General features: G+C 64.5%; 15 protein-coding genes. 1 reads left to right on the top strand and 14 read right to left on the bottom strand.

Features of this window, described 5'->3' with window-relative positions:
* Positions 1-511: 511 nt before the first annotated feature.
* Complete coding sequence (locus AAC050_RS07660) at positions 512-2,125, bottom strand: ATP-binding protein (RefSeq protein WP_339914480.1); 1,614 nt, start codon at positions 2,123-2,125, stop codon at positions 512-514.
* A 173-nt stretch (positions 2,126-2,298) separates the two neighbouring features.
* Here AAC050_RS07660 and AAC050_RS07655 point away from each other — a divergent pair, with 173 nt between their 5' ends.
* Positions 2,299-2,415 carry a hypothetical protein gene (locus AAC050_RS07655; protein WP_339872765.1) on the top strand — a complete coding sequence of 39 codons (117 nt, stop codon included), beginning with the start codon at positions 2,299-2,301 and terminating at the stop codon, positions 2,413-2,415.
* A 348-nt stretch (positions 2,416-2,763) separates the two neighbouring features.
* On the opposite strand, the gene AAC050_RS07650 is transcribed toward AAC050_RS07655, so the two are convergent.
* The 13 genes from AAC050_RS07650 to nuoL form a co-directional block, all read right to left on the bottom strand.
* Complete coding sequence (locus tag AAC050_RS07650) at positions 2,764-3,180, bottom strand: hypothetical protein (protein ID WP_339914479.1); 417 nt, start codon at positions 3,178-3,180, stop codon at positions 2,764-2,766.
* 39 nt (positions 3,181-3,219) lie between these two features.
* Positions 3,220-3,891 (bottom strand): ABC transporter ATP-binding protein, encoded by a 672-nt coding sequence (locus AAC050_RS07645; protein WP_339914568.1) that lies wholly within the window; start codon positions 3,889-3,891, stop codon positions 3,220-3,222.
* 64 nt (positions 3,892-3,955) lie between these two features.
* A complete protein-coding gene (locus tag AAC050_RS07640) occupies positions 3,956-5,260 on the bottom strand; it encodes a lipoprotein-releasing ABC transporter permease subunit (protein WP_339914478.1) in 1,305 nt (434 codons plus the stop codon).
* On the bottom strand, positions 5,260-6,573 hold the full coding sequence (proS, locus tag AAC050_RS07635) for a proline--tRNA ligase (protein ID WP_339914477.1): 1,314 nt from the start codon (positions 6,571-6,573) through the stop codon (positions 5,260-5,262). Before proS ends, AAC050_RS07640 begins: the two co-directional genes overlap by 1 nt.
* A gap of 72 nt (positions 6,574-6,645) precedes the next feature.
* A complete protein-coding gene (locus tag AAC050_RS07630) occupies positions 6,646-6,909 on the bottom strand; it encodes a DUF1467 family protein (RefSeq protein ID WP_339914476.1) in 264 nt (87 codons plus the stop codon).
* Positions 6,909-7,331 (bottom strand): methylmalonyl-CoA epimerase, encoded by a 423-nt coding sequence (gene mce / locus AAC050_RS07625; RefSeq protein WP_339914475.1) that lies wholly within the window; start codon positions 7,329-7,331, stop codon positions 6,909-6,911. Before mce ends, AAC050_RS07630 begins: the two co-directional genes overlap by 1 nt.
* Positions 7,332-7,341: 10 nt before the next feature.
* Complete coding sequence (locus AAC050_RS07620) at positions 7,342-7,680, bottom strand: DUF3088 family protein (protein WP_339914474.1); 339 nt, start codon at positions 7,678-7,680, stop codon at positions 7,342-7,344.
* A gap of 10 nt (positions 7,681-7,690) precedes the next feature.
* Positions 7,691-9,364, bottom strand: coding sequence for a ribonuclease J (locus tag AAC050_RS07615; RefSeq protein WP_339914473.1), 1,674 nt, complete (start codon positions 9,362-9,364; stop codon positions 7,691-7,693).
* The gene (locus AAC050_RS07610; RefSeq protein WP_339914567.1) at positions 9,361-10,143 is read right to left on the bottom strand and encodes a type III pantothenate kinase; all 783 of its coding nucleotides are present in this window, start codon (positions 10,141-10,143) and stop codon (positions 9,361-9,363) included. Before AAC050_RS07610 ends, AAC050_RS07615 begins: the two co-directional genes overlap by 4 nt.
* Positions 10,140-10,889: a biotin--[acetyl-CoA-carboxylase] ligase gene (locus AAC050_RS07605; RefSeq protein WP_339914472.1), complete on the bottom strand. Its 750-nt coding sequence runs from the start codon at positions 10,887-10,889 to the stop codon at positions 10,140-10,142. Before AAC050_RS07605 ends, AAC050_RS07610 begins: the two co-directional genes overlap by 4 nt.
* A gap of 4 nt (positions 10,890-10,893) precedes the next feature.
* Complete coding sequence (gene nuoN / locus AAC050_RS07600) at positions 10,894-12,339, bottom strand: NADH-quinone oxidoreductase subunit NuoN (RefSeq protein WP_339914471.1); 1,446 nt, start codon at positions 12,337-12,339, stop codon at positions 10,894-10,896.
* Positions 12,340-12,346: 7 nt separating this feature from the next.
* Positions 12,347-13,825, bottom strand: coding sequence for an NADH-quinone oxidoreductase subunit M (locus AAC050_RS07595; protein WP_339914566.1), 1,479 nt, complete (start codon positions 13,823-13,825; stop codon positions 12,347-12,349).
* An 18-nt stretch (positions 13,826-13,843) separates the two neighbouring features.
* Positions 13,844-15,871 (bottom strand): NADH-quinone oxidoreductase subunit L, encoded by a 2,028-nt coding sequence (gene nuoL, locus AAC050_RS07590; protein ID WP_339914470.1) that lies wholly within the window; start codon positions 15,869-15,871, stop codon positions 13,844-13,846.
* Between the last annotated feature and the right edge of the window lie 5 nt (positions 15,872-15,876).

Below are 15,876 nucleotides of genomic sequence, written 5' to 3'. Positions count from 1 at the left end.
CTGTGCAGGAACCGGCGATCCGGCGCTCAGGCGACCAGCAGCGCCGCATGCCAGACCATCCAGACAAAGCCGCCGCATGATGCAAGCGACAGCATATCCCGAACCCAACGCGCCATGACCTTATCCCCATCTAGCTTGTTCCGGGTATGTTCTATGTTGCTGTTTTGTTCCCGTCAAGCCACGGCATATCCGCATTTGACAAACTACGGTGTTTTGTCCGGCATCAATCGCGAGAGGACAAATCCTAGAGCCAAACCCAGCGCGAATATCGGCCAGCCTGCAGCCGTCCAGAACGCGTAATTGATCAACGCAAAGTCTCGACTGGGCACAATGATGAGGTGGACTACAAACACCACAACGACGCCTACGACATAGATCAGGGCGAAGGCCGTCACTTTAGGAGGACTTGCCATAGTCGGGTTCCGGCGTAATCGCCGCCTTAAGCACCCTGTTCTCGTACACGGCTTCGTTCTCCTCAGACGCTGATGCAAGGGGTAGGTCGGGGAACCTATCAGGCTGGGGGCTGGGTCGCCCCAGCATCCGGCTTTTCCTTCAAGACATAGTGAGACTTGTAGTCGCGAGCGTATTTGCCCGTCACAAATTCCAGGACGCCCTTACGGACCAATCGCTCTAAGTCTTTTTTGGAGGTCGCCCACGTCCGGCCCGTAATGCGGGACGCATCAGAAACGTGGATGCTGCGGTTTCTGTAGGCGTGAGCCACCAGAGCGATCTCGTGCTCTTGAAGAGTCTTCCAGACCTCCACGCCGAAAAACAGCGCAACATCACGGTCTGAGGCCCGCTTCCTAGTTATATGATCATTGAAGAGCGTGACTCGAACAACTACTCCATGCAGCGCCTCCTGTCGGAACTGCGGCTCCGGCAAGCTGTATTTCTCCATGCTCTCTTTGATCCGGCGTGTTCCCTCTCGTGCCATCTGGACGTAGCCGAGGTACCGCATCGCATCCATAAAGTGGTGATTTCTGGCAGCACGAGTCTGGTACAAGTTCCGCTCGTTCACCGGAGGAACGAAGCCGCCGGGGCTCTCAATTTCCATGCGATTTGCAAAGAGCTTCACCGTAATCTCGGTTCCGGAAAAGCTATAGGATCGGTGCACACAGGCGTTGACCAAGGCTTCGAACCAAGCCCAGCGGGGATACTCTGGCGTCGTTTCGAACTTTCCGTCCTTGTTCAGCCAAGTCACGTCATAGACCAGCTCATCAAGTTCTTGGGCGGCAGCCTTGATTACAGCGACGACATTGCCCTCGAAAAACCTATCACGAAGGGGCGCATACTCGTTGCCTGTGCCCTCGGTCTCGTTGGCGAAACGCTGGACCCTGACCCTGCATCCAGGAATACTTTTTCGTGGTTGTTTTGCCGCAAGAAGCACAAGCGCGTTGGTCGGGACAACCTTGCCGTCGACCTCCGCCAGTAAGAAGCGGTCCTTGAGGATTTCCTCGTTCCCCCAATCCTCGCGGCGCTCACGATTGCGGAAACCATCACAGAAATCTTGAATGAGCGAAGCGTCGAACTCATCGGGGTAGAGATAGGGTGCCGAGCCTAGTTCGAATGTCAGCTCCTGCCGCGTCGAACGAAAGTCTTGTTTCTCCTCGTCGCTCATTTTGTGGATCGAGTCACCGTACCGGATCCATGCTTCTTGTTTGTTCGTCTCGACCAGTCGGCCAATGTACGGGATGTACACTGCGATGCAGAAGTCGCGCCTATCGTCGACGGTGACCTCGATTCGACGGAACTGCGGTCGAGCTTCTGGGCACAACGAAGTGTGGCACGACTCAATACGATTTTGCTGGTCGGAGGACAGGGTGGAACATCCGGTGGGCGCGCCGTTACTATCCGCACCAAACAGAAGAACTCCGCCGTCCGGGGTATTCGAAAAAGCGCTAAGATACTTCGCCATATCACTGAAATCGATACGGCTTCCGCCCTTGTAATCGATGCGCCGGCTTTCCGCGAAGTGCTGCATCATATGGGCGGTTAAGCGCACCCAAATCTCCCGCGGCGTCCAAAGGGCTGGCACGTCGCTGACCGAAAACGGCCCTTCAAATGGTAGTTCGAACTGGGTCATTGGCACAATATGTGGTGTGTCGACGATGGCGTCGACCACCATATCTTACCCCACTCCGATCCGATAGTTCAGGTGCGCCGGCGGGCTCCACGCCTTGCCATTCCAGATCCACCCAAGTGCCATCGGAATGTCCGCCCCCGGTCCCGCGAATGCTGTATCCTGGCGACTGACGTCCCTCCCCCGCCGTTCCGGCGGGCGGCGTCTGGAGAGCGGTCATGGCCAAGGGTCAAGTGCGCAGCAACAAGGAAACCCGCAAACCCAAGGCGGAGAAGCCCAAGCCGGCCGTCGCCGCCGGGGCCTCGCCCTTCACCACCCCGCCCGGCAAGAAATAGGCGCGCCCAGGCTCCAGCCGCACCGACGGCCAGCCATCGGATGGGACTCCGGCACCGTCTTAGGAATTTATTCCGCTTGTGGTCTTGTTTCGGCTCCCGCCGGTCCCATGTCAGGGCGACGGGGGTCGACTGACCTCGTGTCGGTCTTTGACAATTGAACGACGGACGTGGCGACATCAGCGGCGTTTTGGCGGGTCAATTTCCGATAATCTGGCAGGGTTTTCAGGAATCCGACCGGCGACAGTTCCGTAAAGGTCGGATTCCAGAGACGTTTCTGTGTTGGCAGGGTGGCAGGGTTGGCACCCCGAATTTCCAGCCCGGACCGGGGGTAACGCGCCTGACGGGTGCCTATTGCCCCCGGCCCTCGGGCTGGCCATCGCACTCAGCGGCGGCTTGGGCATCCCCGGCTGCCTGATACAGGTCGCGCGCCGCGTTCCAGCGGTCGGCGGCCTCGGGACTGCGGCGCAACTCATCCAGCGCCAGCGCCGCCAGTTTCAGCACCATGGCCAGATCCAGCGGGTCGCTGTCGCCATGGGCCCGGTACAGGGCGGCGGCCTGGTCGGCATGGGCCAGGGCGGCCTCGGGTCGGCGCGCGCCCAGATCGATCTCGGCCAGATGGCGCAGGCCCAGGACCTGCAGCGAAGGCGCGCCCGACTCACGGCTCAGGGCCGTGGCCCTGGCAAAGGCGTTGCGGGCGTCCATCATCCGGCCGTCGGCCCGGGCCTGTCGCCCCGCCTCCAGCTGACTCTCGATCGCCTCGGTCATGTCAGGTCCTGCTGCCGGGACACCCCGGCGTGCGGCGGCTTAATAGGCGTGGCTCTCGGCCGGGCGCTCTTCAAGATGGCCGTCCTTCAGGGCGAAGACCCGGTCCATATGGCCGGCCAGCTCCATGTTGTGGGTGGCGATCAGGGCCGCGACCCCGGTCTCGCGCACCATCACCCGCAGCGCCTCGAACACCGCCTGGCTGGTGGTCGGGTCGAGATTGCCGGTCGGTTCGTCGGCCAGCAGCAGGCGCGGCCGGTTGGCCAGGGCCCGGGCCAGGGCCACGCGTTGCTGTTCACCGCCCGACATCTGGCCCGGCTGATGCGTGATGCGTTCGGCCAGACCCAGGTCCCCGAGGGCATTTTCAGCCAGACGTCGCGCCTCCGACAGCGAATAGCCGGCGATCCGCATCGGCAGGGCGACGTTGTCGCGGGCGTCGAACTCGGCCAGCAGATGGTGGAATTGATAGACGAAGCCGATGCGCGACAGGCGCAGCCGCGTCCGGGCCCGTTCGTCCAGACCACCGACGTCCTCGCCGTCGATCAGGATATGGCCACCGGTCGGCCGCTCCAGCAGACCCGCCGCGTGCAGCAGGCTGGACTTGCCCGAGCCCGACGGCCCGATCAGGCCGACGATCTCGCCCGGCATGACATCGACATTGACCCCCTTCAGCACGGTCAGGCCGCCGCCGGCGGTGTCATAGGTGCGGGTCATGTCGCGGATCGACAGCACGGGGGTCCCGGCCACGGCCGGCGCGACCGCGGTCTTCTTGCGCGGACTATTCAAAACGCAGGGCCTCCACGGGGTCGAGCTTGGCCGCCTGCCAGGACGGCAACAGCGAGGCGACACAGGACATGAACAGGGACCAGATCGCGACCCAGAAGACGTCGACCGGATCGACCAGCGCCGGGATGGCGTCCAGCATATAGACCTCCTGGTTGAACAGCTGCACACCCAGCAGGGCTTCGAGGAAATGCTGGATCGCGCCGATGTTCAGACAGAAGACCAGACCGAAAAACAGGCCGGTCGCGGTCCCGGCGATGCCGATAGCGGCCCCGGCCACGAAGAAGACCCGCAGCATCGAGGCCTGACTGGCCCCGACCGTGCGCAGGATGGCGATGTCACGCGTCTTGTTCTTCACCAGCATGACGATGCCGGAAATGATGTTCAGGGCGGCGATGGCGACCACCAGCCCCAGAATGATGCTCATCGCCACGCGCTCGACCTTCAGCGCGCCCCAGAAGGCGGCCAGACGGTCACGCCAGTCAGTGACGATCGCGCCGGGCCCGGCCGCCTGCCGCACAGGCTCGAGGTAGTTTGCGACATTGTCGGGCTCGTCGACCTTCATCTCGATCACGTCCCAGAGGCCTTCCTTGCCGAAGAACAGCTGTGCCTGTTCCAGCGGCATGAACACGAACAGCCGGTCGAAATCGGCGGTGCCCGAACTGAACACGCCCCCGACCGTATAGGTCTTCTCGAGACCGCCCAGATTGCCGAAGGCCGAACCGGCGCCGTCAGGTGAATACAGGGTCACCGGATCGCCGACGCCGATGCCCAGCGATTCCGCCAGCGACTTGCCGATCAGCACCTTGTCGCCGCCCCAGTCGCCCTGACCAAAACTGGCCCGGGCCTCCGGGGTCAGGCTCTGGAACACATAGGCCATGGACCCGAGGTCCCCGGCCCGCACACCGCGCACCATGGCTCCGGTGGTCTGACCCGCCGCACGCAGCAGACTCTGCGACTCGATCAACGGCGTCACGCTGACCACGCCCGGCTGGGCCTTCAGCCGCGCCACGGCGGCGTCCCGATCCGGTGAGGCCAGCACCTGACCCTGAACATACATATGGCCGTTGAACGACAGCATCCGGCTCAGCAGTTCGCTGCGGAACCCGGCCATGATGCTCATGACGATGATCAGCGCCATGACCGCCAGGCTGATGGCGACGAAACTGATGATGGCGATCAGGGCGATCCCGCCCTCCTTGCGCCGGGCGCGCAGATAGCGGAGCGCCAGCCCGATCTCCCATGAAGAGAAGGCCCCGGCGGGTTTCGATGGCCGCGCGGCCGGGATCGTATCCGTCATCAGCCGATCAGCTCCATCGCTCGCGACAGCGGCAGGGTTATCTTCTCGCCGGTGTCACGGCGCTTCAGCTCGACCATGCCCTCGGCCACACCCTTGGGTCCGATGGTCAGCTGCCACGGTATGCCGATCAGGTCGGCGGTGGCGAATTTGCCGCCCGGGCGTTCGTCGGTGTCGTCGTACAATACGTCACGACCGGCAGCCTCGAGCTGGGCCACGGCCTCCTCGCAGGCGGCGGATACCGCAGCGTCGCTGACGCGCAGATTGATCACCATCACGTCGAACGGGGCCACGGCGTCGGGCCAGATGATGCCCGCGGCGTCGTGGCTGGCCTCGATGATGGCCCCCATCAGACGCGAGACACCGACGCCGTAGCTGCCCATGTGCACCGGCCGGTCGACGCCGTCCGGCCCCTGCACCGAGGCCTTCATCGGGGCCGAATATTTGGTGCCGAAATAGAAGATGTGGCCCACCTCGATGCCGCGCGCCGTCAGGCGATCCTCTTCCGGCGTCTCGCTCTCGAACCGGGCCGCGTCGTGCATTTCCTCGGTCGCCGCATACAGGGCCGTGCGCTGGTCGACCGCGGCCTGCAGGTCGTCCCAGTCGACGTCGGTCCCGGGCACCGGCATCTCGACCAGTTTGCGGTCGCAAAAGACCTGGCTTTCACCGGTCTCTGCCAGAACGATAAACTCGTGGCTCAGGTCGCCGCCGATCGGACCGGTGTCGGCGCGCATCGGCACCGCCTGCAGACCCAGCCGGGCGAAGGTGTTCAGATAGGCCACGAACATGCGGTTGTAGGCCTTGCGCGACGCGGCCTCGTCGATGTCGAAGGAATAGGCGTCCTTCATCAGGAACTCACGGCCGCGCATCACGCCGAAGCGCGGCCGGCGCTCGTCGCGGAATTTCCACTGGATGTGAAACAGGTTCAGCGGCAGCGACTTGTAGGATTTGACGTAGGCCCGGAAGATGTCGGTGACCATCTCCTCATTGGTGGGGCCGTACAGCAGTTCGCGCTCGTGCCGGTCGGTGATGCGCAGCATCTCCGGGCCGTAGGCGTCATAGCGCCCGCTCTCGCGCCACAGATCGGCCAGCTGCAGCGTCGGCATCAGCAGCTCGACCGCCCCGGCCCGCTCCTGTTCCTCGCGCACGATCTGTTCGATCTTCTTCAGCACCCGCAGGCCCAGCGGCAACCAGGCATAGATGCCCGCCGCCTCCTGCCGCACCAGACCGGCCCGCAGCATCAGCTGGTGCGAGATGATCTGCGCCTCGGACGGCGTATCTTTGAGCGTGGGCAGAAAATAGCGCGACAGGCGCATGGGCAATAATCCGGCAATGGGTCAGTTGCCTTGTGCTTTAGCCGGGTCCGCAGGGCAAAAGCTAGGCGCGCTTCACCCGGCCGGCGGCGCAAGATCGGGCAACGGCATCCAGCCGACCCAGACCAGCCCGATGATCACGGCCCAGACGAGCAGCGAAACCCAGGTCGTGGTCAGGAATTTTCGCTTCAGATTCGGCGTGTCCGGCGCGCCCCACTGGGCTCCGTCGGTCGGCGGCGTATGGACTTCGCGCGAGGTCCCCAGCGGCAGGATAGCGAACAGCACCACCCACCACACCACCAGAAAGATCGCCAACATGGTCACCGGGCCTATGGGCATCAGTGTGTTTCCTTCACAGGTTCCATCAGCTCGACCAGCATACCACCCATATCCTTTGGATGGACAAAGATGATCGGTGTGCCGTGCGCCCCGATCCGCGGTTCACCGGTGCCCAGGATGGTCGCCCCCTTTGCCCGCAGGGAGTCGCGGGCGGCGATGATATCCTCGACCTCGAAACAGACGTGATGCTGGCCGCCCTTCGGATTCCGGGCCAGAAAGCCGTGGATCGGCGAGTCCTCACCCAGCGGTTCGATCAGTTCGATCTGGGCATTGGGCAGGTCGACGAAACAGACCTTCACCCCCTGGGCCGGCAGGTCGAACGGTGTGCCGATGGCGGTGACGCCCAGCAGGTCGCGATACAGGGCGACGCTCGTCTCGATCGAGGGGGTGGCGACCCCGACATGATTCAATTTGCCGATCACGACGGCCTCCTCACGGATGGGGCAGACCGACGCCGTAGCGCGCGGCCAGATAGGGCAGGATGGCCTCATCCTGCAGGAAGCGCTGGCCCGTGGTCTCGCTGGTCACGGCCCCCGGCCAGTCGAACGCACCGTCCAGCACCAGCAACGGACAGCTCTGATGCGCCTCGCCGACCAGATCGATGACCGGCGGACGCGGACGTGGATGGTCCAGATACCGGATCTCGAGTTGATCGCGCAGGGCCGGATAGAAGCCCAGCACCCCCTCGACGACCGACCCGGCCGGACAGAACCACGGCCCACCCTGGTCGTCGTGCCAACCCGGATTGATCAGGAACAGCCGGTCGGTCATCTGCCCTCTCCTACAGGCGCAGCACGATGGTCTCGACGATCGGTCGACGATCCCAGATCTGCTGGCTGGCCTTTTTCAATACGCGGGCCACAGCCTGTTCGACAGCGTCGTCATCGTCGCGGGCCTGCGGCTTGAGACCGTTGACCACCTGTTCGACCCGTTCGGCCAGTCCGTCGAGGGCGTCTCCCAGAGGACGTTCGTCACCACTGGGCAGGCCGATGGCCCGCATGTCGATGTCGCTGACGATCTTGCCGCGGCCATCGAGGGCGAACGACACCACCAGAATGCCGTTGGTCGAGGCGTGGCGACGTTCGCGCAGGGCCTCGCCCTGTTCGGTCACCAGCATGCCGCCGTCGACGTACAGACGGCCGGACGGCACCTCGTCAATGATTGACGCGGGCCCGGGAGCCAGCCGCACCATGTCGCCGTTGCGCGGCGTCACCTGCTCCTGGATACCCAGATCGCGGGCCAGGTTGGCGTGCTCCATCAGGTGGCGGCGCATGCCGTGGGTCGGCACCGAAATCTGCGGCCGGGCCCAGGCGTACATCTGCTTCAGCTCGTCGCGGCACGGGTGGCCCGAGACGTGGATGCCGGGGTGATCCTTCTCGGTGTAGAGACGCACGCCCTTGTCGGCGAGCTTGTCCTGCAGCCGCCCGATCGACAGCTCATTGCCGGGGATGACGCGCGACGAGAAGATGCAGTGATCCCCACGCCCCAGCCGGATCACCGGATGGGTGCCCTCGGCCACGCGCGACAGGGCCGCACGACTTTCGCCCTGGCTGCCGGTGCACAGATACAGGATCTCGTCCTCCGGCCAGACGCGGGCTTCCTCGTCGGTCAGGAACGGCTTGATGTCGCTGAGCATGCCGACGTGTTTGGCCGCGGCGGTGATGCGATGCATCGACCGGCCCGCCAGCGACACGCGGCGCCCCGAGGCCTCGGCGGCACGGATGACACTGTCCATGCGCGCGACGTTGGACGCGAAACAACCCACCGCGATCCGGCCCTTGAGCCCGCTGATCAGCTTGGTCATGGCCCGGGCGACCCCGCCCTCGGAACCCGCCACGCCGTCGACGAAGACATTGGTCGAGTCACAGACCATGGCCAGCACGCCCTCGTCACCGAGCGCCGAGATCGCGCCGCCGTCGGTGACTTCGCCGACGACCGGCTCGTCATCGATCTTCCAGTCGCCGGTGTGGAACACCGTGCCCAGCGGCGTCTTGATCGCCAGACCGTTCGGCTCGGCGATCGAATGGGTCATGGTGACCATGGTCACCTGGAACGGACCCAGGTCGACACTGCCACCCAGCGGCACCTCGATCAGCTTGACCTGATCCAGAATGCCCGCCTCGCGCAGCTTGTCGCGGATCAGATAGGCGGTGAACGGCGTCGCATACAGCGGAGCCTTCATCCTGGCCCACAGCCAGCCCAGGGCCCCGATATGGTCCTCATGGGCGTGGGTCAGCACGATGCCGAGGATCTTCTCGCCCTCGAGGAAGGCTGGATCAGGTACGATCACATCGACGCCGGGCGTCGACAGGTCGCCGAAGGTCACGCCGACGTCGACGACCATCCACTGACGGTTCGACTCCGGTCCGTAGCCGTAGAGATTCAGATTCATTCCGATCTCGTTGGACCCGCCCAGCGGCAGGAAAACGAGTTCGTCGTTGGTTTGTTTTTTCATGTGTCCGTCAGATGGGTATTGCGACGCCAGATTTCGAGTAGGCCGCGTATGGTCAGGTCCGGATCGAACCGGTCGATGCTGTCTGTAGCCCCCTCGAACAACGAGGCGACCCCGCCGGTTCCGATGACGGTCATGGGTTTTCCCCATTCCGCCTTGATGCGCGTGACCAGGCCTTCGATCAGGGCGACATAGCCCCAGAAGACGCCGGACTGCATGTTGGAGACCGTATCCTTGCCGATAACACGTTCCGGCCGCTGGATGGCGATGCGCGGCAACATGGCCGCCGCCTCATGCAGGGCCTGGAGCGAGAGATTGATTCCGGGGGCGATTAACCCGCCCTCGAAGGCCCCGTCGGCGGCGACCACATCGAAGGTGGTGGCCGTGCCGCTGTCGATGACGATCAGGTCGCCGGGATAGACCAGATGCGCCCCCAGCGCATTGACCAGTCGATCCGCTCCCGCCTCGCTGGGCTTGGTGATCCGCACCGGAATACCCGGGTCGACATTCTCGCCGATGACCAGCGGTTCGACCGACAGATAGCGTCGGGCCAGATTGCGCAGATTGAAGATCGACTGCGGCACCACGCTCGAGATGATGCAGCCGTCCAGCGCCGACAGCTTCAGCCCGCGCATCGACAACAGCTGGGTCAGCCAGACGGCGTATTCGTCGGCGGTGCGACTGGCCGCGGTGGCCGTACGCCACTGGGCGATCCAGTCCGTGCCGTCATGGACGGCGAACAATGTGTTGGTATTGCCCTGTTCGATCGCCAGCAACATCAGACGGTCTCCCCGAAAAACACATCACCGGCCGAGATCAGACGCAGACTGCCGTCGGCCAGTCTCAGCTTCAGCGCTCCATCGGGAGCCACACCTTCGGCCTCTCCTGTGACCGTCTCATGGCCCAGTCGCGCCACGGCCGGGCCGTTCAGACCCGGGGCCCGGGCGACCCAGGCGTCGAGAACCGGCTGAAAGCCCAGCGTCTCCCAGCGGTCGAGCCAGACAGCGAAGGCCTCGGCCAGCCGCCTTGCTGCGACCTCGATCATCGGCGTGACGATCACGTCGCCGCGCAGATGGTCCACGATGGCCGTGGCCGGCCGCTCGAGACCGGACGGAGCCCGGCACAGATTGACCCCGATCCCGACCGCCAGCCACAGGGTGCCGTTGGCGTGGCCCCCGGACTCGATCAGCACGCCGGACACCTTCTGTCCCGCCAGCAGCACGTCATTGGGCCATTTGATGCTGACCAGCGACGGCGGCGCATAGCTGTCGACCAGATCGGCCACGGCCAGGGCGGCGACGAAGGTCAGCTGCGCCGCCTCGGCCGGCGACTTGCGCATCGTGGTCAACAGGGTGGCCGACAGATTGCCCGACTGGTCGATCCATTCACGACCGCGACGTCCGCGACCGGCGGTCTGGCGGCGCGCCACGATCCACACGGGACCGCTCTCCCCGGCCTCGGCCCGGCGACGCGCCTCGGCATTGGTGGAGTCGGTTTCCTCGAGCAGGCGGACGGGGACGGGCGTCACCGCCCTACCCGGCTCCGAAGCCCGAGGCGGCGGCGCGGGTCAGCGGCTCCAGCCAGGTCAGGCCGATGATCACCAGCGGGAAGGAAAAGGCCGCAGCGGCCCAGCCGATCCATTGGGCCTCGACCGGGGCCTTGTCGGTCGGGGTCTCGTCCAGCGGCGCGTCGAACCACATCAGCTTGATGATGCGCAGATAGTAGAAGGCGGCCACGACCGAGGCGACCAGACCGGCGGCAGCGGCCATCCAGTAGCCGGCCCCGGCGGCCGCGCTGAACACATAGTATTTGGCCCAGAAGCCCGAGAACGGCGGCATGCCCAGCACCGACAGCGACAGCACCGTCAGGGCGATGGCCGTCAACGGCCGGTCGCGCTTCAGGCCGGCCAGATCGGCGATGCGGCGGATCGGCTTGCCGCCCTTCGACAGGCTCAGCAGAATGGCAAAGAAACCCAGCTGGTCGATGACGTACAGGGTCATGAACATCAGCATGGCCTGCTGTCCCGCCTGGGTGCCGGCGGCGATGGCCAGCAGGGCGTAACCGATGTTGGCGATCGAGGAATAGGCCAGCAGACGCTGGAAATCCCTCTGGGCCAGACCGCCGAAGGCCCCGACGGCGAAACTGATCAGCGAGATCAGGATGATCACCTGGGCCCACTGGTCGTGCGCCCCGCCGAACCCTTCCGACAGGGCCCGGGCGATCAGCACCATGGCAGCCATCTTCGGCGCGGTGGCGAACAGGGCCACGGCCGGGGTCGGTGCGCCCTCATAGACGTCCGGCGTCCACATGTGGAACGGCGCAGCCGAGACCTTGAAGGCCAGGCCGCAGATCAGGAAGACCAGACCGAAGATCAGACCGGTGCCGGCCTCGCCCGAGGCGGCGACCACGGCGATGTCCTCGAACCGCATCGAGCCGGTGAAACCGTAGACCAGACTGGCCCCGTACAGCAGCAGGCCCGAGGACAGCGCCCCGAGCACGAAATACTTCAGCCCCGCCTCGGACGCCTTCAGGTCGTCGCGATGGAAGGCGGCCAGCACATACAGGGCCAGCGAATGCAGCTCGATGCCGACATAGAGCGAGATCAGGTCGCCCGAGGACACCATCATGCTCATGCCGACCGAGGCCAGCACGATCAGGACCGGATATTCGAAGCGCGCGATGCGCGTCCGTTCCATCCAGCCGGTGCCGAGGATGATGGCCACCGCGCTCGACAGATAGATGACGACCTTGGCGTAGACCGCCAGCGGATCGGCGACATAGGCCCCGTTGAAGGCCTGACCCAGAGGCCCGGTCGCCGCCACGGCCGAGGCCGCGACCAGCAGGCCGACCGACAGGGTCGACACGAGGCGGATGGATTTCTCGCCGGCGAACGCTCCGAGCAGCAGCAGGACGAGCCCGCCGATGGTCAGCGTCAGCTCCGGGGCGGCCATTTGGAGAGCAGGGATCAGATCAGGCATCAGGGTCTCACCCGCCGATCGCGGCGTGATAGGTGGTCGTCAGGGCCTCGACCGAGGCGGCGGTGTAGTCGAGCACGGCACCCGGATGGACGCCCAGCCAGATGGTACCGACGATCAGCGGCACAAAGATCAGCAGTTCGCGCCGGTCGATGTCGGTGATGGCTTTCAGCGCCGGATTGGTGATCTCGCCGAACATGACATTGCGATACAGGGTCAGGGCGTAGACGGCGGAAAGGATCACGCCGGAGGTGGCGATGAAGGCGATCCAGGTCGAGGCCTGATAGACGCCGGTCAGGGTCAGGATCTCGCCGATGAAGCCCGAGGTACCGGGCAGGCCGACATTGGCCATGGTGAACATCAGGAACACCGCGGCGAACCACGGCATCTTGCTGGTCAGGCCGCCGTAGAAGGCGATTTCGCGCGTGTGCATCCGGTCATAGACGACGCCGACACACAGGAAGAGCGCGGCCGAGATCAGGCCGTGGCTCAGCATCTGGAACACCGCCCCCTGCATGCCCTGATCATTGCCGGCGAAGATGCCCATGGTCACGAAGCCCATGTGGGCCACCGACGAATAGGCGATCAGCTTCTTGATGTCGGTCTGCCGGAAGGCGACCAGCGAGGTGTAGACGATGGCCACCGCCGACAGGGCGAACACCAGCGGCGCGAACATCTGCGAGGCCAGCGGGAACATCGGCACATTGAACAGGATGAAGCCGTACCCCCCCAGCTTCAGCAGGATGCCGGCCAGAATGACCGAACCCGCCGTCGGGGCCTGGACGTGGGCATCCGGCAACCATGTATGGACCGGCCACATCGGCATCTTGACCGCGAACGAGGCGAAGAAGGCCAGCCACAACAATGGCTGCGCCGCCGGGCTGAAGGCGAACTGCTTGAGCTCGGGAATGCTGGTGGTCCCGGCCGTATTGGCCATCCACAGCATGGCCAGCAGCATCAGGACAGATCCGAGCAGCGTGTAGAGGAAGAATTTGTAGGCCGCATAGATGCGGTTCGCCCCGCCCCACACCCCGATGATGATGAACATCGGCACCAGGGTGCCTTCGAAGAAGATGTAGAACAGGAACAGGTCCAGCGCCGTGAACACGCCGATCACCAGCGTCTCCAGCACCAGGAAGGCGATCATATAGTCGACCACGCGGTCGGTGATCGTCTTCCAGCTGGCGATGATGCACAGCGGCATCAGGAAGGCGGTCAGCAGCACGAACAGGATCGAGATACCGTCGACCCCCATGTGATACTGGGCCCCCGCGAACCAGACGTAGCGTTCGATGAACTGATAGGCCGGGCTCGACGCGTCGAACTGCATAACCAGTACGACCGAGACCGCCAGGGTCGCGATCGTCGTTCCGAGGGCGATCCAGCGCGCGGCGGAATCGGCCCCGCCCTTGCCGGCGAGACGAGCCAGAAGGATCAGCGCGGCTCCCACCAGCGGCAGGAAGGTGACGAGGCTCAGAATGTGAGGAATTTCAGCGGGCACTTGGGCTCAGGCTCCCCACGCATAGATGGCGAAGGCGAGGAAACCGGCCACGCCGAGCAGCATCACGAACGCATAGTGATAGACATAGCCGGACTGGATCTTCGACAGTCGTCCGGCGGATTTCAGTGAGGCCCATGCGGCCCCGTTCGGGCCCAGCCCGTCGATCAGCTTCACATCCCCGATCTTCCAGAACAGGTCGCCCAGCGCCCGGGCTCCCTTGACGAAGACGAAGTCGTACAGTTCGTCGAAATACCATTTGTTGTAGAGGAAGGCGTGCACCACGCCGCCACGGTCGGCCATGCGCCGCGCCATGCCTTCCTTGACCACATAGACCCAGAACGCGATCAGCGTCCCCAGCAGGGTGAAGACCAGCGGAGCCAGAACCACCCAGGTCGGCACGCTGTGGCTTTCGTGGATCACGTGATTGGTCGCGCTGTTGAAGACCGCGCCGCGCCAGAATTCGACCTGGCCTTCGCCGACGAAATAGGGCGCGAACACAAAGCCGGCCGCGATCGCGCCGATCGACAGCAGCACCAGCGGCACCAGCATGATCCACGGGCTCTCGTGCGGCTTCAGCGGTCCGTGATGGCCATGGTCGTCTTGCGCGTGGGCGTCGTGACCATGGGCCGCGTCCGCGTCCTTCCACACCGGCCTGTTGTGGAAGGTCATGAAGATCAGACGCCAGGAATAATAGGCGGTCAGACCAGCGGCCAGCACACCGATGAAGAAGGCAAACAGACCGACCGCGCTGTGGCCAGAGGCGGCCGCGGCATAGGCGCTCTCGATGATCGAATCCTTGGAGTAGAAGCCGGCGAAACCACCCACGCCGGGGATGCCCAGGCCGGTGATGGCAATGGTGCCGATGGTCATCACGCCATAGGTGACCGGCAGCAGCTTCATCAGCCCGCCCATCTTCCGCATGTCCTGCTCGTGATGCATGCCGTGGATCACCGAGCCGGCCCCGAGGAACAGCAAGGCCTTGAAGAAGGCGTGGGTGAACAGGTGGAACATCGCGGCCTGATAGGCCCCGACCCCGGCGGCGAAGAACATGTAGCCCAGCTGCGAACAGGTCGAATAGGCGATGACCCGCTTGATGTCGTTCTGGGCCAGACCGACGGTGGCAGCGAACAGGGCCGTGACCGCACCGGTCAGGGCGACGACCATCGAGGCGACCGGCGCGTATTCGTAGATCGGCGACAGCAGGCAGACCATATAGACGCCGGCGGTGACCATGGTCGCGGCGTGGATCAGGGCCGAGACCGGGGTCGGGCCTTCCATCGCGTCGGGCAGCCAGGTGTGCAGGAAGAACTGGGCCGACTTGCCCATGGCCCCGATGAACAGCAGGATTCCCGCCAGGTCGAGCGCCGACCAGGTGTGGCCGAGGAATTCCCAGCCCGTTCCGGCCTTTCCGGCGATCATCGGGAACAGCTCGGCGAACTGGATCGTGCCGAACATCCAGAACACGGTGATGATGCCCAGGGCGAAGCCGAAATCACCGACGCGGTTGACCACGAAGGCCTTGATGGCGGCGGCGCTGGCGGTGGCCTTCTTGTACCAGAATCCGATCAGCAGATACGAGGCCAGACCCACCCCTTCCCACCCGAAGAACAGCTGCATGAAGTCGGCGGCGGTGACCAGCGCCAGCATGGCGAAGGTGAACAGCGACAGATAGGCGAAGAACCGCGGCTTGTCGGGGTCCTCGGCCATATAGCCCCAGGAATACAGGTGCACGAGCGAGGAGACCGAGGTCACCACCACCAGCATGACGGCGGACAGCGCATCGATGCGGATCGACCAGACCGACTGGAAATCCCCGACGTTGATGAAGGGGAACAGCTCCAGCGTGAAGGCCTCAAGCCCGCCCCAGGTGTGGGCCGAGAACACCATCCAGGCCACGACGCACGAGAAGAACAGCAGGCCGGTGGTCACGGTCTGGGACACAAGGTCGCCGAGGCGGCGGCCGAAGAATCCGGTGATGGCTGCGCCCAACAGCGGGGCGAAGACGCCGAGGGTGACGAGAAGCGGAAGGGTCACGGTCG

The sequence above is a fragment of the uncultured Brevundimonas sp. genome (genome assembly GCF_963974615.1).
Classification (GTDB): Bacteria; Pseudomonadota; Alphaproteobacteria; order Caulobacterales; family Caulobacteraceae; genus Brevundimonas.
Note: the sequence above shows the minus strand (reverse complement) of the source record. Positions and strands in the feature narration are given on the sequence as shown.